Annotated in this window: 20 protein-coding genes and 1 pseudogene; 7 read left to right on the forward strand and 14 right to left on the reverse strand. The window is 69.7% G+C overall.

The window, feature by feature from the left end; genetic code table 11:
* Positions 1-99 precede the first annotated feature (99 nt).
* The 6 genes from ABZ893_RS34955 to ABZ893_RS34980 all read right to left on the reverse strand — a co-directional run bounded on the left by ABZ893_RS34955 (position 100) and on the right by ABZ893_RS34980 (position 7,342).
* Positions 100-1,641, reverse strand: coding sequence for a DEAD/DEAH box helicase (locus tag ABZ893_RS34955; RefSeq protein WP_361412172.1), 1,542 nt, complete (start codon positions 1,639-1,641; stop codon positions 100-102).
* A gap of 331 nt (positions 1,642-1,972) precedes the next feature.
* Positions 1,973-2,176 carry a cold-shock protein gene (locus ABZ893_RS34960; RefSeq protein ID WP_361412174.1) on the reverse strand — a complete coding sequence of 68 codons (204 nt, stop codon included), beginning with the start codon at positions 2,174-2,176 and terminating at the stop codon, positions 1,973-1,975.
* 346 nt (positions 2,177-2,522) lie between these two features.
* The gene (locus ABZ893_RS34965) at positions 2,523-3,650 is read right to left on the reverse strand and encodes an XdhC/CoxI family protein (RefSeq protein WP_361412176.1); all 1,128 of its coding nucleotides are present in this window, start codon (positions 3,648-3,650) and stop codon (positions 2,523-2,525) included.
* Positions 3,643-5,775 carry a xanthine dehydrogenase family protein molybdopterin-binding subunit gene (locus ABZ893_RS34970; RefSeq protein WP_361412178.1) on the reverse strand — a complete coding sequence of 711 codons (2,133 nt, stop codon included), beginning with the start codon at positions 5,773-5,775 and terminating at the stop codon, positions 3,643-3,645. The genes ABZ893_RS34965 and ABZ893_RS34970 overlap by 8 nt, the downstream gene beginning before the upstream one ends.
* Positions 5,772-6,773, reverse strand: a complete 1,002-nt coding sequence (locus tag ABZ893_RS34975) for a xanthine dehydrogenase family protein subunit M (RefSeq protein WP_361412180.1) — start codon at positions 6,771-6,773, stop codon at positions 5,772-5,774. Before ABZ893_RS34975 ends, ABZ893_RS34970 begins: the two co-directional genes overlap by 4 nt.
* Complete coding sequence (locus ABZ893_RS34980) at positions 6,770-7,342, reverse strand: 2Fe-2S iron-sulfur cluster-binding protein (RefSeq protein WP_361412182.1); 573 nt, start codon at positions 7,340-7,342, stop codon at positions 6,770-6,772. Before ABZ893_RS34980 ends, ABZ893_RS34975 begins: the two co-directional genes overlap by 4 nt.
* Before the next feature lie 282 nt (positions 7,343-7,624).
* Here ABZ893_RS34980 and ABZ893_RS34985 point away from each other — a divergent pair, with 282 nt between their 5' ends.
* Positions 7,625-8,221, forward strand: a complete 597-nt coding sequence (locus ABZ893_RS34985) for a TetR/AcrR family transcriptional regulator (protein ID WP_361412184.1) — start codon at positions 7,625-7,627, stop codon at positions 8,219-8,221.
* Positions 8,222-8,232: 11 nt separating this feature from the next.
* Here ABZ893_RS34985 and ABZ893_RS34990 read toward each other — a convergent pair whose 3' ends face one another.
* The 5 genes from ABZ893_RS34990 to ABZ893_RS35010 all read right to left on the reverse strand — a co-directional run bounded on the left by ABZ893_RS34990 (position 8,233) and on the right by ABZ893_RS35010 (position 11,903).
* Positions 8,233-9,159: a SigB/SigF/SigG family RNA polymerase sigma factor gene (locus ABZ893_RS34990; protein WP_361412186.1), complete on the reverse strand. Its 927-nt coding sequence runs from the start codon at positions 9,157-9,159 to the stop codon at positions 8,233-8,235.
* A gap of 58 nt (positions 9,160-9,217) precedes the next feature.
* Positions 9,218-9,670 carry an STAS domain-containing protein gene (locus ABZ893_RS34995; protein ID WP_361412188.1) on the reverse strand — a complete coding sequence of 151 codons (453 nt, stop codon included), beginning with the start codon at positions 9,668-9,670 and terminating at the stop codon, positions 9,218-9,220.
* A gap of 261 nt (positions 9,671-9,931) precedes the next feature.
* Positions 9,932-10,567, reverse strand: a complete 636-nt coding sequence (locus ABZ893_RS35000) for a DUF305 domain-containing protein (RefSeq protein ID WP_361412190.1) — start codon at positions 10,565-10,567, stop codon at positions 9,932-9,934.
* An 85-nt stretch (positions 10,568-10,652) separates the two neighbouring features.
* Positions 10,653-11,123 (reverse strand): DUF6153 family protein, encoded by a 471-nt coding sequence (locus ABZ893_RS35005; protein ID WP_361412192.1) that lies wholly within the window; start codon positions 11,121-11,123, stop codon positions 10,653-10,655.
* Positions 11,124-11,351: 228 nt separating this feature from the next.
* Positions 11,352-11,903: an NAD(P)H-dependent oxidoreductase gene (locus ABZ893_RS35010; protein ID WP_361412194.1), complete on the reverse strand. Its 552-nt coding sequence runs from the start codon at positions 11,901-11,903 to the stop codon at positions 11,352-11,354.
* Positions 11,904-12,026: 123 nt separating this feature from the next.
* On the opposite strand from ABZ893_RS35010, the gene ABZ893_RS35015 reads away from it, so the two are divergent.
* Positions 12,027-12,677: a TetR/AcrR family transcriptional regulator gene (locus ABZ893_RS35015; RefSeq protein ID WP_361412196.1), complete on the forward strand. Its 651-nt coding sequence runs from the start codon at positions 12,027-12,029 to the stop codon at positions 12,675-12,677.
* Between the two features lie 31 nt (positions 12,678-12,708).
* Here ABZ893_RS35015 and ABZ893_RS35020 read toward each other — a convergent pair whose 3' ends face one another.
* Positions 12,709-12,942, reverse strand: a complete 234-nt coding sequence (locus ABZ893_RS35020; RefSeq protein WP_361412198.1) for a hypothetical protein — start codon at positions 12,940-12,942, stop codon at positions 12,709-12,711.
* Between the two features lie 680 nt (positions 12,943-13,622).
* Here ABZ893_RS35020 and ABZ893_RS35025 point away from each other — a divergent pair.
* From ABZ893_RS35025 to ABZ893_RS35040, 4 genes are all read left to right on the forward strand, one after another.
* Positions 13,623-15,302, forward strand: coding sequence for a hypothetical protein (locus tag ABZ893_RS35025; protein ID WP_361412200.1), 1,680 nt, complete (start codon positions 13,623-13,625; stop codon positions 15,300-15,302).
* Positions 15,303-15,815: 513 nt separating this feature from the next.
* Positions 15,816-18,326 carry an AAA domain-containing protein gene (locus ABZ893_RS35030; RefSeq protein ID WP_361412202.1) on the forward strand — a complete coding sequence of 837 codons (2,511 nt, stop codon included), beginning with the start codon at positions 15,816-15,818 and terminating at the stop codon, positions 18,324-18,326.
* The gene (locus ABZ893_RS35035; protein ID WP_361412204.1) at positions 18,323-19,534 is read left to right on the forward strand and encodes a hypothetical protein; all 1,212 of its coding nucleotides are present in this window, start codon (positions 18,323-18,325) and stop codon (positions 19,532-19,534) included. The genes ABZ893_RS35030 and ABZ893_RS35035 overlap by 4 nt, the downstream gene beginning before the upstream one ends.
* 2 nt (positions 19,535-19,536) lie before the next feature.
* Complete coding sequence (locus tag ABZ893_RS35040; protein WP_361412206.1) at positions 19,537-20,064, forward strand: hypothetical protein; 528 nt, start codon at positions 19,537-19,539, stop codon at positions 20,062-20,064.
* 36 nt (positions 20,065-20,100) lie between these two features.
* On the opposite strand, the gene ABZ893_RS35045 is transcribed toward ABZ893_RS35040, so the two are convergent.
* The gene (locus tag ABZ893_RS35045) at positions 20,101-20,742 is read right to left on the reverse strand and encodes a hypothetical protein (RefSeq protein WP_361412208.1); all 642 of its coding nucleotides are present in this window, start codon (positions 20,740-20,742) and stop codon (positions 20,101-20,103) included.
* 356 nt (positions 20,743-21,098) lie between these two features.
* Positions 21,099-21,707, reverse strand: a pseudogene (locus ABZ893_RS35050) (pentapeptide repeat-containing protein); the annotation flags it as partial.
* A gap of 202 nt (positions 21,708-21,909) precedes the next feature.
* Between ABZ893_RS35050 and ABZ893_RS35055 the strand changes: the two are divergent.
* Positions 21,910-22,566 (forward strand): GntR family transcriptional regulator, encoded by a 657-nt coding sequence (locus tag ABZ893_RS35055; RefSeq protein WP_361412210.1) that lies wholly within the window; start codon positions 21,910-21,912, stop codon positions 22,564-22,566.
* Positions 22,567-22,679: the final 113 nt, after the last annotated feature.

The following is a 22,679-nucleotide window of genomic DNA, read 5'->3' on the forward strand; positions in this document are numbered from 1 at the left end:
CTCGTGGGCGACGAGGTACGGCCGGACGAGCCCGAGCGCCTCACCGCAAAGCGCGGGCACCGGGGCGGACGGGGCCGCCCCGGCCTTCGTACGTACGGGTCAGCCGGCGCGGCGGACCCGGGCCGCCTTGCGGGCGTCGGCCAGCTGGCGGGCCTCGGCGGACCGGCGCGAGCCGCCGCCCTCACGGCCGGGACGCGAGCCGATGCCACGGAACGGGGCACCGCCGCGCTTGGGCTTCTCCGCGGTCGGCGCGCTGCCCGTGATCGGGACGCCGGACGGCGCCTGCGCACCGGTGATACGGCTCAACTCGGCCTCGCCGGAACGGACTTGGGTGATCTTCGGCCGGATACCGGCGTCACGCATCAGCCGGCTCATGTCGCGGCGCTGGTTCGGCAGAACGAGGGTGACGACGCTGCCGGACTCGCCCGCGCGGGCCGTGCGGCCGCCCCGGTGCAGGTAGTCCTTGTGGTCGCTCGGCGGATCGACGTTGACGACGAGGTCGAGGTTGTCGACGTGGATGCCGCGCGCGGCGACGTTCGTGGCGACGAGCGCCGTGACCGTACCGGCCTTGAACTGGGCCAGGGTGCGGGTGCGCTGCGGCTGGGACTTCCCGCCGTGCAGTGCGGCGGCCCGCACACCGCTGCCGAGCAGGTGCTTGGTGAACTGGTCGACGGCGTGCTTGGTGTCCAGGAACATGATCACGCGGCCGTCGCGGGCGGCGATCTCCGTGGCGGCGGCGAACTTGTCCGCGCCGTGCACGTGCAGCTCGTGGTGCTCCATCGTGGTGACCGCGCCGGCCGACGGGTCGACCGAGTGGACGACCGGGTCGTTCAGGTAGCGGCGGACCAGCAGGTCGACGTTGCGGTCCAGGGTGGCCGAGAACAGCATCCGCTGCCCGTCGGGCTTCACCAGGTCGAGCAGCTCGGTGACCTGCGGCATGAAGCCCATGTCGGCCATCTGGTCGGCTTCGTCGAGGACCGTGATCTGGACCCGGTCCAGGCGGCAGTCCTTGCGCTCGATGAGGTCCTTGAGGCGTCCGGGCGTCGCGACGACGACCTCGGCGCCCTTGCGCAGCGCTCCCGCCTGGCGGCCGATGGACATGCCGCCGACGACGGTGGCCATCCGCAGCTTCAGTGCCTGCGCGTACGGGGTGAGGGCCTCGGTGACCTGCTGGGCGAGCTCACGCGTGGGGACGAGGATGAGTCCGAGCGGCTGCTTGGCTTCGGCCCGCTTGCCGGCCGTGCGCGCGAGGAGCGCGAGACCGAACGCGAGGGTCTTGCCCGATCCCGTACGGCCGCGACCGAGGACGTCCCGGCCCGCGAGGGAGTTCGGCAGGGTGGCCGCCTGGATCGGGAACGGCACGGTCACGTCGAGCCTCGTGAGCGTCTTGAGGATCTCGGCGGGCAGGTCGAGCTCAGCGAACGTCTCGGCCGCGGGGAGGGCGGGCGTGACGGTGACGGGGAGAGCGAACTCGCCCTGCGGTGCGGCGGGCCTGCGCCCCTGACCTCGGGACCCCTGGCCGGGACGCCCCTGGCCATGGCCCTGGCCCTGACCCTGGCGAAAACGGGCGCCGCGGTCGCCGCCGGCGGAACCCCTGCGGGGATTGGAGTAACGGTCGTTCGTGCGAGCTGAACGGTTCAAGGAGAACCTTCCTCGATATGGCACGTATCGAGGAATTCCCGGCGCAGCTGGGCCGGACGAATTGCAAGAACGAGCCGAATAACAGACTGAAAATCATCTGGCGCGCCGGTACTCGGAGAGTGGCGCTGCCGGAAGTAGTAATTGCGGGGAATTCACCGCAACGGCCGGAACCCGGACGGACCTGACCAATGAGACACGGCGTCCGTGGGCCCCGCGGGGGCACCGCGGCGCCCGGCGGACCTGCCTGCCGGGCGGGTGACCCCTCAAACAGCAACGAGCTGGTACCCGCACCACGAGGGTGCGGGTACCAGCTGTGCTGGGTGCTTCAGCGTCAGGCGGGAACGATGTTCTCGGCCTGCGGGCCCTTCTGGCCCTGCGTCACGTCGAAGGTGACCTTCTGGCCCTCGAGGAGCTCACGGAAGCCCTGGGCGTTGATGTTCGAGTAGTGGGCGAAGACGTCCGGGCCGCCACCCTCCTGCTCGATGAAGCCGAAGCCCTTTTCCGAGTTGAACCACTTCACGGTGCCGGTAGCCATATGTAAATCTCCTTCGGGGCAATGCCCTGGGCCCGCACCTTGCGGACCTCGGCGTCGCTGCAATGTTGCCCCGCCCGGAAAATACATCCCGGAAATAGAAAAGTGCCTGGCAACGTGAAGTCGCCTAAGGCACTTGAAGTATCTATGGGAACCACAACTGCAACTTCGTCAAGGCTAGCACGAATCGGGCTTCAGAGCCCAGTGATCCAGAAATATTTCGCGCGTCGCCATCCCGTCTTCACCCGAACCGTCACTCCTCATTGACCGAAATCCGGCGGCGGCCCCGTGAGGAATATTCACCCTCCTCGACCAGCGACGAGTAGGCCGTGCGGCTGGCGCCGCCGGCTCAGGCGGGGCCGGCCGGGTCACGGTGGATCGGAGCGGTCGAGCCGGTCAGCGGCACGCCCGTGCCGCCCTGCCGGACGGCGACGATCTCCGCCGCGATGGACAGGGCCGTCTCCTCGGGGGTGCGGGCGCCGAGGTCGAGGCCGATCGGCGAGCGCAGGCGCGACAGCTCGTCGTCGGTCAGGCCGACCTCGCGCAGCCGCTTGTCGCGGTCCTCGTGCGTGCGGCGCGAGCCCATGGCGCCGACGAACGCGACGGGCAGCCGCAGCGCGACCTCGAGCAGCGGAATGTCGAACTTCGCGTCGTGGGTGAGCACGCACAGGACCGTGCGTTCGTCGGTGGTGGTGCGCCGCAGGTACCGGTCGGGCCACTCGACCACGATCTCGTCCGCCGACGGGAAGCGGGCCTGCGTGGCGAAGACGGGGCGGGCGTCGCACACGGTGACGTGGTAGCCGAGGAACTTGCCTGCCCGCACCAGCGCCGCGGCGAAGTCGACGGCGCCGAAGACGATCATCCGGGGCGGCGGCACGCTCGACTCGACGAGGAGCGTCAGGTCGGCCTCGCAGTGGGAGCCGCTCGCCGAGAGGTCGAACGTGCCCGTCCGGCCGACGGCCAGCAGCGCTCGCGCCTCGGCGGCCACGGTGCGGTCCAGGGCCTCGGGACCGTCGAGGTCGCCCTCGTACGTGCCGTCCGGGTGGACGAGGAGGGGTCTGCCGAGGAGTTCGGCCGGGCCCCGGGCCACCCGGGCGAGTGCGGCCGTTCCGCCCTGCGCGGCGGCGGCGAGCGCCGCCGTGAGGACGGACCGGCCGGGCGTGTCCGCGCGTACCGGGGTGACGAGGACCTCGATGACTCCGCCGCAGGTGAGGCCCACGGCGAAGGCGTCCTCGTCGCTGTAGCCGAACCGCTCCAGGACGGTGGTGCCGTCCTGGAGCGCCTGGGCGCACAGGTCGTAGACCGCGGCCTCGACGCAGCCGCCGGAGACCGAGCCGATGACCGTGCCCTCGCTGTCGACGGCGAGGGCCGCGCCGGGCGGGCGGGGTGCGCTGCCGCTCACCGAGGTGACGGTGGCGACGGCGAACTCCCGGCCCTGCCCGGCCCATCGGTGCAGCTCGTCGGCGATGTCAAGCATCGCGGGCCTCCGCGGCCGGGGCGCCGGCCGACAGGACGCGGTCGGGCCGGATCGGCAGGTGGCGGTGGCGGGCGCCGGTGGCGTGCCAGACGGCGTTGGCGACGGCCGCCGCGGCGCCCACGATGCCGATCTCGCCGATGCCCTTGATCCCTACGGGGTCGTCCGGGTCCGTGTCGTCGACCCAGTCGGCCTCGATCAGCGGTACGTCGGCGTTCGCGGCGAAGTGGTAGCCGGCGAAGTCGGCGCCGACGTGGCCACCGGTCGCCCGGTCCCTGACCGCCTCTTCGTGAAGCGCCATGGACAGGCCCCAGACCATGCCGCCGACGAGCTGGTTGCGCGCGGTGAGCGGGTTGACGATCCGGCCCGCGGCGAACATCCCCAGCATCCTGCGGACGCGCACCTCGCCGGTGGTGACGTCCACGGCGACCTCGGCGAACTGCGCCCCGTACGCGTACCGCTCGCGCTGGGCGAGTGCGCCGATGGCGGCGCTGGTGTCGGACCGTACGGTGATGCCCTGCGGCGGGATGTCGCCGCCGAGCGCCAGCTGTTCGCGCAGGTCCTTCGCGGCGGCGGTGACGGCCCAGCCCCAGGAGCGGGTGCCCATGGAGCCGCCCGAGATCGCCGCGGGGCCGAAGTCGCTGTCGCCGATGCGCACGTCGACGCGGTCCCGGGAGACGCCCAGGGTCTCGGCGGCGAGCAGGGTCAGCGCGGTGCGCGCGCCCGTGCCGACGTCGGAGGCGGTGACGCGGACGGTGAAGGTGCCGTCGGCCTCCGCCGTCACGGCCGCGGTGGACGGCATGACGACCACGGGGAAGGTGGCGGAGGCGGTGCCGGTGCCCACCAGCCAGCGCCCGTCGCGCCGAACGCCGGGACGCGGGTCGCGGTCCGCCCAGCCGAACCTGCGGGCCCCCTCCTCGTAGCAGGCCAGGAGGTTGCGGGAGCCGAACTGCAGCCCGGAGACGGGGCCGACGTCCGGTTCGTTGCGGGCGCGCAGGGCGATCGGATCCACGCCGGAGCGCTCGGCGAGTTCGTCGAGCGCGGACTCCACGGCGAAGGAGCCGGGGGCCTCGCCGGGTGCGCGCATGAAGGTCGGGGTCGGTACGTCGAGACGCACGACGCGGTTCACGCTGCGGTGGGCGTCGGAGGCGTACATCGAGCGCGCGAAACCGGCGCTGCCCTCGACGAACTCGTGGACCTTCGACGTGAGGGAGTGTGCCTGGTGTTCGAGGGCGCGCAGCCGTCCGTCGGTGTCGGCGCCGAGCCTGACGCGCTGGGCGGTGGGGCTGCGGTAGCCGACGAGGGAGAACATCTGGCGGCGGGTCATGACGACCCTGACCGGGCGGTCGAGCAGGGTCGCCGCCATCACGGCGAGGATCTGGTGGACGCGGACGCCCTTGGACCCGAACGCGCCGCCGACGTGCTCGGACCGCACATGCACCGAGGCCGGGTCGAGGGAGAACAGCTTCGCGAGCTCCTGCGCGACCCAGACGCTGCCCTGGTTGGAGTCGAGGATTTCGAGACGGCCGTTGTCCCACCGGGCCATGGCCGCGTGCGGTTCCATCGAGCTGTGGTGCTCTTCGGGGGTGGTGTACTCCTCGTCCACCACGTGGGCGGACGCGGCGAGTTCGGCAGCGAGGTCACCCTTCTCGACCTCGCTGCCTTCCGGTGTGTACGTGTCCGGGTGGCCGGAGGAGAAGGTGACGTCGTGCGGCTCCTCGTCGTAGTGCACGACGAGCGCCTCGGCGGCCTCCCTGGCCTGCTCGGACGTCTCGGCGACGACGAGTGCCACGGGCCAGCCGACGAACGGCACGCGGTCGTGCTGGAAGACCTCGACGATCGGGTCGGGCTTCCCGAGCATCCCGATGTAGTCCCCGTCGACGCGCGGCGCGTTGCCGTGGTGCAGGACGGCGAGGACGCCGGGCATCCCGCGGACGGCGTCGGACTCGACGGAGCGGACGCGGCCGCGCGCGACGGTCGACAACACCAGCCAGCCGTGGGCGAGTTCGGCGAAGGGGACGTCGCCCGCGTACCGGGCGGCCCCGGTGACCTTGTCGACGCCTTCCACCCGGGTGTACGAGGTGCCGACGGCTCCCGTCACCGGGACGCTCGTGGTCGTCGTGGTCATCGTGCGGCCCCCTCGTTCGTCTCGGTCAGCTCGGTCAGCACGGCGACGACGAGGTTGCGCATCAGCGTCACCTTGTAGCCGTTGTGGGGCAGTGTCTCGGCGGCGGCCAGCTCGGCGTCCGCCGCGGCGGCGAACGCCTCGGCGGTCGCCGGGCCTCCAGTCAGTACGCGCTCGGCCTCCGTGGCGCGCCACGGCCGGGACGCCACGGCGCCGAACGCGAGGCGCACCTCGTGGACGACTCCGTCGCGGACGTCGAGGGCGGCGGCGATCGAGCCGATCGCGAACGCGTAGGACGCGCGCTCGCGCACCTTGCGGTAGCGGGAGTGGGCGGCGACCGGGGCGGGCGGCAGTGTGACGGCGGTGATGAGCGCGCCGGGCGGCAGCGCGGTCTCCAGATGCGGGGTGCTGCCCACGGGCAGATAGAAGTCGGCGAGCGCCAACTCGCCGGTGCCGTCGGCCGTTTCGTACGAGACGACGGCGTCGAAGGCGGCGAGGGCGACGCCCATGTCGGAGGGGTGGACGGCCACGCAGTGTGCGGTGGCGCCGAGGATGGCGCCGTTGTGGTGCTCGCCCTCGATCGCGGGGCAACCGCTGCCGGGGGTGCGCTTGTTGCAGGGCTTGGCCACATCGGTGAAGTAGCCGCAGCGGGTGCGCTGGAGGAGGTTCCCGCCGACGGTGGCCATGTTGCGCAGCTGGCCGGAGGCGCCGGCGAGGACGGCGGCCGCCAACGCCGGGTAGCGGCGCCGGACTTCGGGGTGGGCCGCGAGGTCGCTGTTGGTGACGGTCGCGCCGATCCGCAGTCCGCCGTCGTCCGTCTCCTCGATGCGGTCGAGGGGCAACTCCCGTACGTCGACGAGGAGTCCGGGGCGTTCGACGCCGGTCTTCATCAGGTCGACGAGGTTGGTGCCGCCGCCGAGGACTCGCGCTTCGGGGTCGGACCCGAGCAGCGCGACCGTGCCGGGCACGTCCTGTGCCCGCTGGTAGCCGAATTCCCTCATGCCACGGCCTCCGTGGTCTCGGTGCTCCCGGCACCCTTGGTACTGGCCGCTGCCGCGCGGGCGACGGCCTGGACGATCGACACGTACGCGCCGCAGCGGCACAGGTTGCCGCTCATCCGCTCCCGGATCTCGTCGGCGGTCAGCTCGGGGACTCCCGCCTCGGGCCGTACGTCGGTGGTGGCGGCGCTGGGCCAGCCCGCCGCGTGCTCCTCGATCACGGCGATGGCCGAACAGATCTGGCCCGGCGTGCAGTAACCGCACTGGTAGCCGTCGAGGTCGAGGAAGGCCTGCTGCACCGGGTGCAGACCCTCGGCGCCCGCCACACCTTCGATCGTGGTGATCGCCCGCCCCTCGGAGGCGACGGCGAGCTGCAGACAGGAGACGGCGCGGCGGCCGTCGATGAGCACGGTGCAGGCGCCGCACTGGCCCTGGTCGCAGCCCTTCTTGGTGCCCGGCAGTTCGAGGCGCTCGCGCAGGGCGTCGAGGAGGGTGGTGCGGTGGTCGACGGGCAGCGTGTATTTCTCGCCATTGATGTTCAGCGTGACGACGCTGGACGTCGATGGGGCCATGATCAGCCTTCTTTCACTGATGGGGTGCGAGGGCTGTGCGTAGCGGGAAGTGTGCCGTGATTCCGGGTCCGGTGCGTGGTCGTCGGCCGGAAAGCCGCTTGCACCGGTCACCACCTGTTCACTCGCGCCGGGTCGCCGCTATGGTGGACCTAAGCGGACAGCTGTCCGCTACCGGAAAACCTAACGGACAGTTGTCCGCTTAGCAAGGGAGTTCCGGTGAGCGAGGGCGTTCCGGTGGGCGAACGATGGCGTTCCGGTCCGCGATTCCCGGAAGGGGCAGGGGTGCAGCAGAGGAAGGGCGCGCCGCTGCGCTACGACGCGCAGCGCAATCGCGACCGCATCCTGGAAGTGGCGCTCGCCGAGCTGACCCTGTCCGCGGACGCCCCGCTCAGCGTGATCGCGAAGAAGGCGGGCGTCGGCCAGGGCACGTTCTACCGGAACTTCCCGAACCGCGAGTCCCTCGTCCTGGAGATCTACCGCCACGAGGTGGAGCAGGTCGCGGACGCCGCGCCCCAGCTGCTGAAGACGCATCCGCCGGCGGAGGCCCTGCGTGCCTGGATGGACCGGCTCGCCCAGTACGCCATGGCGAAGGCGGGCCTGGCCGACGCGCTCCGCAAGGCCACGACGCACGGCAGCCTGATGGGTCTCAGTCACGGCCCGCTGATGGCGGCCGTGACGCTGCTGCTCACGGCGAACGAGGACGCGGGCACCATCCGCCCCGGGGTGACCCCGGACGACTTCCTGCTCGCCATCGCCGGGATCTGGCAGATCGACCCGCACGGCGACTGGCACCCACGCGCGGCACGACTGCTCGACCTGGTGATGGACGGGCTCCGGGCGGGGGCGCCTGGGACGCCTGGGGGTGCCTCAACTGATTGAGGTCGGCCCGGTTACCTCCCCTGTACGAGTGCCGCGCGCAGGTGGCCGAGTGTGCGGGACAAGATGCGGGACACGTGCATCTGCGAGATCCCCAGCTCCTCTCCGATCGCGCTCTGGGTCATCTCGGCGCCGTAGCGCAGCGCGAGGATCCGGCGTTCGCGGGCCGGGAGCGCCGCCACGAGCGGCTGGAGTGCCTGTAGGTCCTCGACCTTCTCGAGGCCCGGGTCCGCGAAGGCGATGTGGCCGGCGAGGGTCTCCTCGGGGTCCGTGGTGTCGTTCGGGTGCTCAAGGGAGGTCGCGCAGTAGCCGTTGGCCGCGACCAGGCCCTCGACGACCTCGTCCTCGGACAGGCCCAGATGCGCGGCGAGTTCGGACACGGTCGGCGCGTGCCCCTGGACCTGTTCGAGGTGGGCCGAGGCGTTCGTCAGGTCGATACGGAGTTCCTGGAGCCGGCGCGGGACACGTACGGCCCAGGTGCTGTCGCGGAAGTAGCGCTTGATCTCACCGATGACGGTCGGCATGGCGAAGGTGGGGAACTCGACGCCCCGTCCCGGGTCGAACCGGTTGATCGCCTTGATGAGCCCGATCGTCCCCACCTGCACGACATCCTCGTACGACTCGGAACGCACCCCCATCCGGCCCACGGCGTACCGGACGAGGGCGAGGTTGAGCTCGACCAGGGAGTTGCGTACGTAGGAGTACTCCGGGGTGCCTTCCTCCAGGGAGTCGAGGCGTGTGAACAGGGTTTTCGAGAGTGCTCTGGCGTGGGTGGCGTCGACGATCGCGGGGTCGGGCAGGGACGGCAGGTCCGCCAGGGCGGAAGGCACTGACTCCAGGTCGCACGGACCGGCGGTGGGCGGTTCGGCGGTGGGCGGTTCGGCGTACGTGGCCGTGCCCGCGTCCGTGCCGACAGGATTGCTGCGGGGCGTGGCCGCCATCGTCTCTCCCGGAAACGCACAGGGCGCCCCAGGCAGGGAGCGCGTCGTGGACGGGCTGCTACCCGGGTCTTCCGTCCGTACTCCCGTTGGTACCTCCGTCGATGGCCGAAGCGTCGGGGCTCGGGGCCGGGGGCCAGCGAGGACGGTGCGACGCGGGCAGGGTCAACAGAGCCTGTCCTACGGACTGTTGGGCGGGCAGCAGGTCAACACTGCCGGTGTGGGTGAGCAGTTCGGTCAGCCTGCGCCCCGCCCCGGCGAGCAGGAGCTTGCCGCCCCGGCGGTCGAGGAGCCAGCGCATGGCCAACAGGCAGTACAGGCCGCGCGAGTCGCAGAAGGTGAGCGCGGTGACATCGAGGACGAGGTACGGGTGACCCGCGTCGACGCGGGAACCGAGCGTGCCCAGGAAGAGTTCCTCGCCGCTGCGGTCGAGTTCGCCGCTGACCCGCAGCACGGCACAACCGTCGCAGCTCGCAAGTTCGGTGATGGTCAAACGGTGGCCCTGTGTGGACATCGCACCTCCATCGGGCATACCTGCCGGGCGGCCGATGTAATGAGTAGCCCCCCACAATGCCCCCGATCGCGCCGCGCGTCACCGGTCGTGCGGTGGATACGCGAGCGTGCCTCCATACGTCGTAGGGCGGAGGGGTCCCCCGTCTGCCGTACGACCTGTGGTGGAGCCCCGGCGCGGCCGTCACTCGGCCACACCGGGGCCCACTGGGGCTCACCGGTCTTGCGTAGACGTACCTACGTGGACATGCCTACGTGGACATGCCTACGCGGTCTTGCCGAGCATCTTGTTCATCTGAGCGATCTCGGTGGTCTGGGCGGTCACGACGTCGGCGGCGAGGCGGGTCGCGGGGCCGTACTTGCCGCCGGCCTTCTCGGTCTTGCCCATGGTGACGGCGCCCTCGTGGTGGTCGACCATCATGGCGAGGAACTTCTTGTCGAAGGTGGCGCCGGAGGCCTTCTTGAGCGTGTCCATGTCGCCGGCGCTCATCATGCCGGGCATGGGCGCGGACATGTCGTGACCCATGCCGGACATGTCGGCGGGAACGTCCTCGCCCCACGCCGTGAGCCAGCCGGACATCTCCTCGATCTCCGGGTCCTGGGCCCCCTGGATCTTGGAGGCGAGGTCCTTGACGTCCTGGGACCCGGCGCGGCTTGTGGCCAGTGCGGCCATCTCCACGGCCTGGCGGTGGTGCTGGATCATGTCCTTGGCGAAGGTGATGTCGGCGCTGTTGTGACCGGTCGCCCCGGCGGCAGCGGCCGCCGAACCGGACGGGGACTCCGCCCCCATGTCGTGCTCGGCGGCGGGCTTGTCGCTGCCGCAGGAAGCGAGGACGAATGCGGCAGCCGCCGCTGTGGTCGCGAGGGTGGCGCGGCGGAGGTGCGTACGGATCGAAGTCATGCCTGAACTCCTGGTGCTGGTCCGGGAAAAGGGCTCGCGTGAGCGCGGCGCCGCCCGTCGGGCGTACGGCACCACGCGGGCCGTTCTAGATCCGCAGGAGCTGGAGTTCGGAGAGTGAGGGCGGGGCACGGCCGCCGTCGGGTTCGCCGACGGCCGACGAGACGCGGCCCTGCGGCTGCGCGGGGCAGGCACTGACGTCGGGCGTCAGCGCGGGGTCGACGAGCGTCGGCGGTCCGGCGACGGAGGCCGAGGCGCACACGGAGTCGGCGTGGGCCATGTAGCCGTCGCAGCCGCCGCCGTTCTCGTGGTCACACTTCTCAGGGGCCGAAGCCCTGGACGCGTGTTGCGGTGCGACTTCCGGGGCGACGTGGTGACCCGTCGCCGTGCCCATACGCATCGGGGGCGCGGAGGCCGAATACCCCTCGCCGCGCGTGCCCATGGGGATGGATCCCAGGCCGTGCATCCCGAGCAGGCCCAGGAGGACGGCGCCGACGAGCAGCCCGAGGAGCCGCGGCGTGGGCCGCGGCCGGGGGGGCCGTACGGGTCGGGGGGTCACCGCTGCATCGTAGGCAGGGAGTTGCGGTCGCCCGCACTCCGGGGGGCGCCGCGTGTCAGCCACTCGGGTCGGCAAGGGGGCCGAAGGTGTCGGGTTCTGCGACCGCAGCGTCGTGTGGAGGGATGCCGGAAAACGGCGGCAGCCGGAGGGATGGCGGAAAACGGCGGCGGCCGGAGGTCCGGAACGGTGATCGTCCCGGGCCTCCGGCCGCTGTGAGCGCCTGGAAGGTCAGGCGGCAGCCTTCTCGCTCAGGGCGGAGAGGACCTCGGACAGGCCGGTCACGACCTCGGCGTCGTCGGCCGGGTGCAGCTCGGCGAAGCGGGTCACGGAGCCGGGGATGGACAGCTTGACGTCCTCGAGGACCGCGCCACCGGCGATGCCGGCGACCTTGCGCGCGTCGTCCTGCGCCCACACGCCGCCGTACTGGCCGAACGCGGTGCCGACGACGGCGACCGGCTTGGCGGAGATGGCGCCGGCGCCGAAGGGGCGGGACAGCCAGTCGATCGCGTTCTTCAGGACGGCCGGCATGGTGCCGTTGTACTCGGGCGAGAAGAGGAGGAAGGCGTCGGTCTGCGCGGCGGCGGCACGCAGGGCCGCGGCGGCGGCGGGGACGCTGCCCTCGACGTCGATGTCCTCGTTGTAGAACGGCACGTCGGCGAGGCCCTCGAAAATCTCGATGTCGACGCCGGCCGGGGCGTGCTTGGCGGCGGCCTCGGCGAGCTGACGGTTGTGCGAACCGGCGCGGAGGCTGCCGACGAGGGCGAGGATGCGAACAGACATGGCGAACTCCTGATATGTGGGTACGAACTCATGCTCGGCGTAACCGGACCGAAGTCCGTTTCAATGTTGTACCACTTATCCGGACCGCGGTCCACTTCTTGTTTTCGACGCTACGCTGAAGTCATGACCGGACCGATCCCCCCTCTCGTCACGACGCCCGGCGCCCTGGGCGGACCGACCGACCTCACCCTGACCTCCGCCGACGAAGCCCCTGCTCTCCGGGCCGACGCCGCCCGTAACCGCACCCGTCTGCTGGACGCGGCGTCCCGCCTGCTGGGCAACTGCGGGGCCACCAATCTGACCATGGAGGCGGTGGCCGCGGCCGCCGGCGTCGGCAAGGGCACGGTCTTCCGGCGCTTCGGAGACCGTACCGGGCTGCTCATCGCCCTCCTGGACCACCGGGAGCAGCAGCTCCAGGCCGCGTTCCTGTCGGGCCCTGCCCCCCTGGGCCCGGACGCGCCCGCCCTGGAGCGCCTGTACGCGTTCGGGCCCGCGCTCATGCGCCATGAGCGGGACCACCACGAGCTGATCCTCGCCGCCCGCACGGACCCGCTGCGCAACTACTCAGTGCCTGCGGCCGGCCTGCGCCACACCCACGTCATGATCCTGCTGCGCCAGGCGGGCGTGACCGGCGACATCGATCTCCTCGCCCACACACTGCTCGCCACGACGGACGCGGCCCTGGTGCACCACCTGACGGTGGAGCGGGGGATGCCGCTGGAGCGGGTGGAGGCGGGCTGGCGCGAACTGGTCGACCGGCTGACAAAGCCCTGACCTGGGGCAATACCCTCTTGTCATCCTGGTGTCACGGAGCCACTTCCGGACCGTCCGGCCCCCAGTAGTCCGGGCCGGCCCCGTGCCAGTCGATGAGTGCCGGGTCGTCGATGGTCGTGTCCGCTTCGGGGAGACCCTTGGCACGCAGGAATTCGAGGACGTCAAGAAGGTTGTAGGCGGTCCCCACGTCCTTGCCGCGAATCGTCACACGTCGCCCGCCGTCCGATCGGGGCGGGTACACGGTCACCGGCGCGGTGTGTGCCATACCTCCAGCATGATCCAAACGGCGGGAACGTGCACCTGGGGTGGGATTGCCGGCCGTTCGAGGACCCAGCGGACACCGAGCGCCTCCATCGCGACCACGATCACCCACGAGCGGGTCGCCCCGCTCCGCTCCCCCGGCGCCCGGGAGCCCAGGTCATGGATGCGGCGGCGCAGCGCGCGCAGATGCACCTAGCTGCAGCGCGGCGGGACCCCCTCGGTCACAACGCGAAGCAGTCGCGAATCGGGGCACAGCGCGTGAGATGGCGTCGATGTGCCAGGAGAGGCGGGCGGCTGTGCCGGACTTGCCGGGGGTTGGCTGAGGTGCCGGCGAGGGCGCGTCGCGGTACGCGGTGCTGGGAGACGGTGGCGCACCGGCGGGCATTGGCACCGGCTGAGGAACCGGTCCCGCACGGCCGCGGCGTTGCCGTGTTCATGTCCGCAAAGCCCCCATAAGGGCAACCATCGGCACAGCCGCCCCATGGCTCGTTCGCCCCTGTTGCTCAGGCGGCCTGCATCAGGCGCGGCTCACTGACAGACACCCTTCGCGGAGCCCGGGCTAGAGTGATCCCTCTTGCGCTTCACGTGCCGGGCGGTACAACCGTCGGGACTCGTGAGGTTCGGTCTCAGATCCTGCGAAGGTGAGGGTTTCCGTTGGGGGGAGCAAGAGGGCGGCGGCCAACCGTGGTCGTACTCACTGCTTTGCAAGTGGAATACGAGGCGGTGCGCCGACACATGGCGGACGTCGACGAGGTCGAGCTGCCGCAGGGCACCCTCCTCGACGTCGGCCGGATACCCGGCCTCAACTGGGATGTGGCGCTGGCGGAGACGGGGCCCACCAACACCCGTGCGGCCCTCGTCACGCAGTCCACGATCGAGCACTTCGACGCCGAGGCCGTGCTCTTCGTCGGCGTCGCCGGTGCGCTCAAGGACGATATCGACCTCGGTGACGTCGTCGTCGCCAGCAAGGTCTACGGCTACCACGGTGGACGCGAGAGCACGGACGGTTTCGCCGCCCGCCCTGACGCCTGGGAGCCGGCGTACGACATGGACCAATTGGTGCGCTCCGCCCGCCGCAACGAACCGTGGGCCTTCCTCGCCCCGGAGAGCAGCACCACCCGGCCCAGGGTTCATTTCCAGCCGATCGCGTCAGGCGACGTATTGCTCGGCCACCGCGACTCCGAGACACTCCGGCGGATCCGCCGGCACTACAACGACGCCGCGGCCGTCGACATGGAGAGCCACGGCATCAGCCATGCGGTCAGGATGAACCGCGCGATGCGTGCCCTCTCCATCCGCGGCATCAGTGACTTCGCCGACCAGAACAAGGCCACACGCGACGCCGCAGGCTCGCAGGAGACCGCCGCGCGGCACGCCGCGGCCTTCGCCCTGCGCGTCCTGCGCGACCTGCGCCCCAAAAGGCAGGCGCCCCAAGACTCACCTGCCGCGCCCACCGTCGTCGTGGTGTCCGGACCTGACCGCTCCCCCGAATCGGCCGCCTGGGGCAGCGGGCCCGTCGTCAAGGTCGTGGGACAGGAGTACCTGCTGTACGAAGGCCCCGAAGACCTCGACCACCAGTCGCGGGACGGCGACGTGCTCCGACGTCAGTCCGTGGCACGGCTGGTGCCTGACGGGAATACCCGCGGCACCTACGCCTGGCTGCGCCAAGTCGAGTGGGTACGACCGCTACCCGGCCCGAACCACTTCGACCCCCTGCGATTGCTCGAACAGGAGGCCGAGCTGTGCCGAAGCCTCCGCGGCCCTGACGTCGTACAGCTGTCCCGATGCGGGAACAGTGCCACCCTCGCCCTGGCCTGGCCGAATGACCCGATGTCGGGCCGCCCGGTGGGAACACTGCATGAACTGCTACCCGAATCCCCTGCGCCGACGGACCCGCTGCGTCTGTGGACCATCGTGAAGGGCCTCGCCGACGTGGCCCAATTCCTTGAGCGGCTGAGCGACGGAGGATTCTCCCACCGCGCGCTCCGGCCCACCGCAGTCGTCATGCAGCGACCGCACATGGTGCTGCGCGACCTCGGTCTGGCCACCGTGCCGCCCCGCCGGGGCGAGAACGCCGGGCCCTATCAGGCACCCGAACAGCGACACGGCTCCAGCGTCCGCCCCGGGCCCGCCACCGACGTCTACCAGTTGGGCGCGATACTGCACCGCGCACTGACCGGCCGCATCCCCGAGCCCGGGCTGCCTGCCTACCGAGGTTCGGCCTCCGTACCCGAGAGTCTCGTCCACGCGGTCGCCGGCGCACTGCAAGAAGACCCGAGTGGCCGTCCGAAGGCCCGTACGCTCCGCATCGCTCTGTTCGCCGCCGCGCGTGAGCTGACGTCCGTCCCGCCGCCCCAGCGCTGAGGAGCGTCGCCGATGTCCGTCACCACCGTCACCTTGCGCGCTCCCTTGGTCCTCGTCCCCGGGTTCGGACTTGACGACCGGCTTCGCGCGAACGCCGAATCCAGTGCGGGTCCACCACCCGACGTCTCACAGATCGTGCACGATCTGAACCAGCTGGAACGTGGCGTGGCCGTGAGCGTCAGCCCGGCCAACGGCAAGTACAAACCATCCCTGTTCGTTCACACGAGTACGTACCGGATCCTCCTCGAGGCTACGAAGCGAGGAACCGGCTACCTCGTCAAGCGCATAGATCCGCTACGCCTCGCCGACCACGCGCGCCTCGCCAAGTCCTACCTCATCGTCCGCCCGCCGGCATGGCACATGGCGTTCGAACTGAGAGCCGTGCCCGAGGGATCGGACGCCCAGTGGCAGGTCCTCGAGCAGGCTTGGCGGAACCTCGGTCAGGCACAGGCGCAGTCACAGCAGCCGGGGATCTCTGCCGTCAGCGAAGCCCAGTCCGGGTTCCTCGACTCGGTGGACCGGCTGATCGACGCGACGGAGGAAATCACCACCCGGGAGGAACGCCAGGCCGCTCCCTTCGCGTATCAGCGGCTCAGGGCGACCGGTGGTAAGCGCGGCAGCACTCCGTACCCCGTCTACGAATTCGAGCTCATCGAGCCGAAGCTGCCACCGGCCGGCGCGTTCGTCCGCGTTCAGGGGGACACGGAGACCCGGGGGAAGGTGAGCCGGGCGTCGGGCTGTTCCGTCACCGTCCGCTTCGATACGCCGGTGTCGTGGGACCGCCTGCCGGCGCGCGGCGCTCTGGAACTCATCCCGAACAGCGTGATCTTCAACAAGCAGCGACAGGCCGTGGCGAGCCTCCGCAGACAGGACACGGAGAACGCCGGTCTCCTCCCGGCTGTGGTCGAACACCAGGTGCGTACGATCCCCGACACGATCGCGCAGCCGCACCAGGGACTCGACCCCGAGCAGCTCGAAGCGTTCCGCAAGGCGTTGACCACCCAAGACCTGCTGGTGGTGCTCGGTCCGCCCGGGACCGGGAAGACCCGGACCATCACGGAGATCGCCCACAGCGCCGCGACGACGACAGCCGCCGACCGCGGCCGAGTACTCGTCACCTCCCACACCAACCGTGCCGTGGACAACGTGCTGGCTCGACTGCCACGAGATCTCGTGGTGATCCGGGTCGGGGACGAGAGCAAGGTTCACGCGGACGTCAAACCACTGCTCCTGGAGGAACAGGCGGAGAGCCTCTCCGCAGAAATCCGGCACACCATGGCCCAGCGCGCCCAGGCCTATGGTGAGGCAGCAGCCGTAAAACCATGGGCAGGTGAACTCGCCATTCGTCTCCACGAGGTCGACGGTCTGGCCGAGGAAGCGCACACCGCGGCCCTGCGTCTGCACGAGGCGATCCGAGCCGCAGCCGCACCGGCCCAGGAGTTGCTGGCAGCACTGCACCATGAGGAGCAGGGACGGGAATCGACCTTGGTGTCGCTGAGTGACCGTGCCGCGCGGCTGCAGAAGAAGGCCCAGTCCGAACGGCAGCGTTCCAAGGCCCTGTTCACCGGTCGCCTGCACCGCTCCCGGGCAGAACGCCACGAAGCAGAGCTCGCCACGGTGGCGGCGGAGATACAGCGGCTCAAGGCCCAGGCACCCGATGTGCTCCGACAGACCGAAGCAGCGCGCGCCGAGGCAGAGCGTGCGGTCCGCGAGGACGCCATTGTGATCGCAGCCCAGGCGACACGTCAGGCAACGGAAGGCCGCCTCGCGAAGAGCGTCCAGTCTGCCTACGAGGCAGGCGACATGGCCGTCCACGCGCTCCGCGCAGTCGTACCAGGCGCTCTCATGCCTGATCGCGTGGCTGACTCGGCCGAAGCGGCGGCCACGCTGCGCACCTTGTACGGGCAGCTCGACGGCTGGATCCCGCTGCTCTCCCGCCGCCAGGACCTGGCTCGGCAGTGGCAAGCGGCCATGGGCCAGGACCCGGGCCACCTGGTGCCCGAACTCGTCCGTTACGCCCAGGTGGTCGGCGCCACCTGCATCGGAGCCGCATCCCGTGCGGAACTGTCAGGAGTCGACTTCGACTTGGGCATCGTCGACGAGGCCGGGCAGATCGGTGTCGCGGACACGCTGGTGCCGCTGACCCGGGTCCGCCGTGGCGTCCTGGTCGGTGACGACCGACAACTGCCGCCGTTCCGCGACACTGAGGTGGACGAGTGGGCCCAGGGCACCGGTGACCCTGAACTGGTCAGGCTGATGTCACAGAGCGCCTTGGAACGCCTGCGTGCCGGACTGCCCTCCTCCCATGTCGTGCAGCTGACCCGTCAGCGTCGTATGCCGGCCGAGATCGCCGACTTCATCTCGACCTCCTTCTATGGGGGCGAACTGCTCACGGAGAAGAATCACCAGCATTCCGATGCCTTGTTCACGAGCCCGATGGCCTTTGTGGACACCTCCGCGCTGCCTGACGGCCTCCGTCGAGAGCACGGGAGTCGTCGCGCCGAAGGCCGCGGCCACAAAGGCCCCTCCAACCCCTGTGAAGCACGCCTCCTGGCCAGACTGGCCGCCTTCTACCACCGCCGGGGTACCGAGTGGGTGGTGATCGTCCCCTACCTCGCCCAGCGCGCGGAGGTCGTCCATCACCTGACGCCGCTGATCGGTAATTCCGATCTCGCGGAGTCCTCGGTCGGCAGCGTCGACTCCTACCAGGGTGGAGAGCGCGACGTGGTCCTCTATGGCTTCACGCGCAGTAATCCCGAGGGCCGTATCGGCTTCCTCAAGGAACTGCGGCGCGCCAATGTCGCCTTCACCCGCGCCAAGACCCAACTGGTCCTTACAGGTGACCTGAGCACTCTGATGCGTGCGGACGACCCCGGCTTCCGCACCCTCATGGGCGACCTGCATCGGCATCTGCTCGATCGGGGTGATCTGCGCGATTACCAAGAGGTCATGACCGCCTTGGACGAAACCGTCCCGGACGTCGGCGAAACCGCCGGCCGACCTTCGGAAAGAGGTCGACCGTGACGGCCGCTCCACGCCTGATCAAGTTCCCCGAAGAGCGAGTTCTGGAGGACGCCGCCTTCGGCCAGGGCATCGTGCCCTCCCGGCTGTACGCCCTGCTGTTGCCGGTCTGGGAGGTGGAGATCCGCGCCGACGTCACCGAAGGCGAGGCTTTCTACCTGATCGACCGGTTCCTGGAGCGCGGACTGCGTCACGGCTCCCTCCACACGGTGGACGAGCTCGCCACGTTCTTCGGTCTGGACCGCGCCTTGGTCGCACAGGCCGTCCGCTTCCTGACCGCGATCGGCCACCTGCAGGAAGGGGCCGGAGGCCGGCTGCGTCTGACGCCGCTGGGGCAGCGCTCCGTGGACGACGACATCCGCTACGTGGTCACCCGTCAGGACCGTCGCAAGCTGTACTTCGAGGCGCTGAGCTGCACCCCGCTGACGCGAGCCCACTACGACGACAAGGTCGTGACGCTTCTTTCCGCCGAAGAGATGGACCGGGCAGTGCGAAGCAGCCACTACCCTCGCTTCACACCGATCTGCACGGCATCAGGCTTCGACCGCTCTGCCCTCGCCCGCCTCAAAGACCGCAAGGACAGGGCCCGGTTCAACCTGCCCGTCGCCCTGGACGCTGTGGAGTGTGTGAGCGAGACGCTCGTCTTCCTGCCTGTCTACCTGGTGCGTGGCCGGGACGGACTCCTGGTATACGGACAAGCCGAGGCCGGCACCGCACACGATCCTGAGCTCAGCGAACTCTGCGCCCGCACACCGGAGTTGACAAGCGTTCTCGACACCGAGGAGATGGACGCCGAGGCTGACGAGCGCCTCCTCCGGTCCGCCCAGAAGTGGCTCCGCGAGCTGGGTCTCGACTCGGTGGCACCGGAGCAGGACGAGGACGGCACCTGGTCGGTGTCGCTGCCCGCGACCGCGTTCGGCGAGGAGGGCATCCCCAGGTCCCGCATCGGTGGTTACCGCATGGCCGGCAGCCGCTTCTTCCGCGTGTGGTGCCGGGAGGAAACGCCACGTAAGCTCGCCCTCCTCGACCGGCTGGACCAACGAATGGGCTCGCGTCAGCAGATCACCGCACAGGAGGCGGAAGACCTGATCGCTCGCCTGTCTCTCCAACTGCGCCTGAAAACCCCTGAATTGTCCCGGCTCCGCAGCGGCGCGGAGAAGACTGGTCTCACCGGCCTGGCAGCGCAATTGGCCCGACTGGAGAATGAATAAAAGTGATCGACATCGTCCAGGTCCTGCTTGCCGAGTACGAGCAGATCAAGGAGGAGCAGCGAGCCCGTATCGGCTTCCGCGACAACCTCATCTACGCCACCTTGGGCGTCATGGCAGCGGTCATCGGCTCCACGCTGGCCCGGGGCGGGCACCTTGAAATGCTGCTGTTACTTCCCCCGCTGTCGGTCGTCCTGGGGTGGACCTACCTGGTCAACGACGAGAAGATCTCGGCCGTAGGCCGGTACATACGAGACGAACTGTCCCCTCGTCTTGCAGAATTGACGTCCAATCAGGCAACGGCGTTCGGATGGGAATCCGCGCACCGTCGCGACGTGCACCGTCGCTCACGTAAGCGATTCCAGCTCGCCGTGGATCTGATGACATTCTGCGGGGCACCACTTGCGGCACTGGTCGTCTACTGGCTGCTCGGGCCGGTCCGGTGGCCCCTGCTCGTGGTCTCGTTGGCCGAGACGGCCGTTGTCATCGGCTTGGCCGTCCAGGTCGTGCGCTACGCCGAACTCGGGCGCTGATCCAGCCCAACGATCCAGCGCCCGTCAACACCGGCTTCAACTACCGCGCTTGACCCTGCCACGGATGGCAAGGGCTGCGAAGCCCAGGAGCACGGGTTCGAACACGCGTGAGCCCATCTCGATGTACCCGCCGGCCGTCGTCAGGTCTTGACCGCTGGAACGGAACACCACTGAGTTGAAGGTGAGGTTGAGGGCCTTCTCGAACCGCTTGCTCGTGAAGCGGTCTCCGGTCGGATTCTTCGGCTCGGGCTTGTCGATGACGGTCGTCCACTCGCCATCGGCCATCTCCCTCACGATCTCCTGCTTCGGAGTCTCGTCGGGGAGACCGAAGCCCATCAGCAGAACGATGGTGGTGGCCATGGCCACGATGAGCCAGCCCAGCGCGCGGGCTGCACGGAGACCGTAGCCGGACAACAGCCAGTACATGGTGAGCAGGGCACGCTCGGACCAGGGGATGTCATCGGCGTGACGACGCATCTCCATTTCGCCGTAGTAGAAGTCGGCTGCGCCCGGCTCGTGTTTTCCGTCTTCCAATGCTTTCCGTAGCTGGCGGTACACAGGCGCCAGCGCAAGAGGCTCCAGCACCTCCGCACCGTCCGGCGCTGAGGTCCAGCCGTCAGCGCGTGCGCTGCGGCGCGCCCGCCAGTGGTGTTCCTCGGCCAGCGTCCGACGGAGCATCCAGCGAGTCGGCGGCCGGCCGCGCCAGCGCACTCCGGAGGGAGCGGCTGAGAATTCTCCGGCAAGGTAAATTCTCGATGATACGAAGCGATACTCATCGGGTACTCGATGACGGCGTCACTCAGGTCGACGGCGGCGTATCGGAGGCGCAGTGTCACCGTAGAAGACCAGCGCGTCCGGTGGCATCGCAGGGCCGGTGCCGCCGCCTCGATGATCACGGGGCTTCCGAACGTCGCCCACGCTATGTCCAGCACGCCTCTGCACGTCAGAGGCCCTACCTGCGGCGCCTGCGGGAATGTCGCATAGGTGAACAGGGCGTCAGCGTCAAACGCCGCCCCTTCAAATCGAGCGCCGCCATCAAACTGCGTTGCATTGAACCAAGCGTCACCTCTAAAAGACGTACTGATGAACCACGAATTACCCTTGAAGGCCACGCCCCTGAATCGGGATACAGCTCCAAACTTCACCTTGCCGAACCAGGCGTTCCCGTGGAATATCGAACCGTCGAACGTGACATCGCAGCCGAACACGCACCTATTGAACGCGGCCCGACCACTGAAGGTTGATTCATCGAATGCGGCGTCACCGTCGAACTGCACACCGTCGAAGTCGGCCCTGTCGAACTCCGCCCCAGAGAACAAGGCACGGCCCAAGCGGGGACGGTCAGTCGTCGGGTCCGTGAGGGCCGAGAGCAGTTCGCCCAACAGCTCTCGGCTCAAGGCGGCACCCCGGTGGTCGATGTCGTCGCCAGGCCGAAGTCCAGCCAGATAAGCGGATCGGTCGACATCAGAGAGATGGGCTACGCATTCGTCGAACGGATCGACCCGACGCCCCCGGCAGCCCACGGGGTCAGAGTCGGGGGCGGCTCCGTGTCCGCAATGCGGCCAGCCCGGAGATGTCGCGGCGGTCATGAACAGATCACACCACGAGGGAACGAGCGCAGGAGCAACTTCCCTGCTGTACATGCTGTACCTCGCGCAACGAATCGGGGCCAAGCGCGAGCTGCGACGGGGGTCGCCCTCGGCGTGGCATCCCCGTCAATTACCCTCTCCATGAGGGCACCCCGGAAGTTCCGGCCGTCGGCCTCCGGTCGCGTTCGGTGAAGATGTTCGCGGCGGACGTACCGGCGCTTCCGTCCGGCCCGCGGAAGGAGTGTGAGCAGGGACCGTGACGTCGTCATCCTCCAAGCTGTACCGCAACAAGAAGCCCCTGCGAGAGATCGTCGGCGAGCACCTTCGTAACGGCATCTACGACGGCACGCTCCAGCCCGGCACCCGGCTCGTCGAGCAGGAGCTCGCGCAGCAGTACTCGGTGTCCCGGCTGCCCGTGCGTGAAGCCCTGCGCATCCTCCACAACGAGGGCCTCATCGAGCACCTCCCCACCCGCGGCATGGTCGTACGCACGCTGGACCGGCAGCAGGTGTCCGAGCTGTACGACATCCGTGAGGCGCTGGAGGTTCTGGCCTCGCGGCAGGCCGCCGAGCGGGTCGCCGAAGGTACACCGACCGATCTCGCCGCCACGATGAAGCGGGCCGGCGAGGCCGCCTGCGCCGGCGACACCGCGGCCGTGCACGCCGCCAACTCCAGCCTGCATGACGAGATCACCGCCCTGTCGGGGAACGTGACGCTCACCAAGATGCTGGAGCCCATCGTCGGGCGCGTCCAGTGGCTCCGCCACAAGATCGAGGACTTCCCCCGCATCCAGTCCGAGCACGAGGCGCTGGCCGAGGCGATCGCCGCCGGCGACCCCGAACGAGCCGCCACCGCGTCCCGGCATCACGTTCGCGCGTCCCGCGAGCGGACCATCAACTGGCTCTTCGGCTGAGCTGAGCTGAGCGAGTCGAGTCGGCATCACGACTTCGTAACCGGTCGGCTTCGTAACCGACCGACTTCGTGCGCCGTCGGTCACCCATCGACGTCGGTCACCCTTCCCCGTAA

This window comes from Streptomyces sp. NPDC046821 (assembly GCF_040645335.1).
GTDB lineage: Bacteria > Actinomycetota > Actinomycetes > Streptomycetales > Streptomycetaceae > Streptomyces.

What these genes read in the sequence shown, in the direction of transcription:
- ABZ893_RS34960 (WP_361412174.1), bottom strand. Translation starts at nt 2,176, where the DNA reads ATGGCTACCGGCACCGTGAAGTGGTTCAACTCGGAAAAGGGCTTCGGC.
- ABZ893_RS34965 (WP_361412176.1), bottom strand. Translation starts at nt 3,650, where the DNA reads ATGCTTGACATCGCCGACGAGCTGCACCGATGGGCCGGGCAGGGCCGG.
- ABZ893_RS34970 (WP_361412178.1), bottom strand. Translation starts at nt 5,775, where the DNA reads ATGACCACGACGACCACGAGCGTCCCGGTGACGGGAGCCGTCGGCACC.
- ABZ893_RS34975 (WP_361412180.1), bottom strand. Translation starts at nt 6,773, where the DNA reads ATGAGGGAATTCGGCTACCAGCGGGCACAGGACGTGCCCGGCACGGTC.
- ABZ893_RS34980 (WP_361412182.1), bottom strand. Translation starts at nt 7,342, where the DNA reads ATGGCCCCATCGACGTCCAGCGTCGTCACGCTGAACATCAATGGCGAG.
- ABZ893_RS34990 (WP_361412186.1), bottom strand. Translation starts at nt 9,159, where the DNA reads ATGGCGGCCACGCCCCGCAGCAATCCTGTCGGCACGGACGCGGGCACG.
- ABZ893_RS34995 (WP_361412188.1), bottom strand. Translation starts at nt 9,670, where the DNA reads ATGTCCACACAGGGCCACCGTTTGACCATCACCGAACTTGCGAGCTGC.
- ABZ893_RS35000 (WP_361412190.1), bottom strand. Translation starts at nt 10,567, where the DNA reads ATGACTTCGATCCGTACGCACCTCCGCCGCGCCACCCTCGCGACCACA.
- ABZ893_RS35010 (WP_361412194.1), bottom strand. Translation starts at nt 11,903, where the DNA reads ATGTCTGTTCGCATCCTCGCCCTCGTCGGCAGCCTCCGCGCCGGTTCG.
- ABZ893_RS35015 (WP_361412196.1), top strand. Translation starts at nt 12,027, where the DNA reads ATGACCGGACCGATCCCCCCTCTCGTCACGACGCCCGGCGCCCTGGGC.
- ABZ893_RS35020 (WP_361412198.1), bottom strand. Translation starts at nt 12,942, where the DNA reads ATGGCACACACCGCGCCGGTGACCGTGTACCCGCCCCGATCGGACGGC.
- ABZ893_RS35045 (WP_361412208.1), bottom strand. Translation starts at nt 20,742, where the DNA reads ATGCTCCGTCGGACGCTGGCCGAGGAACACCACTGGCGGGCGCGCCGC.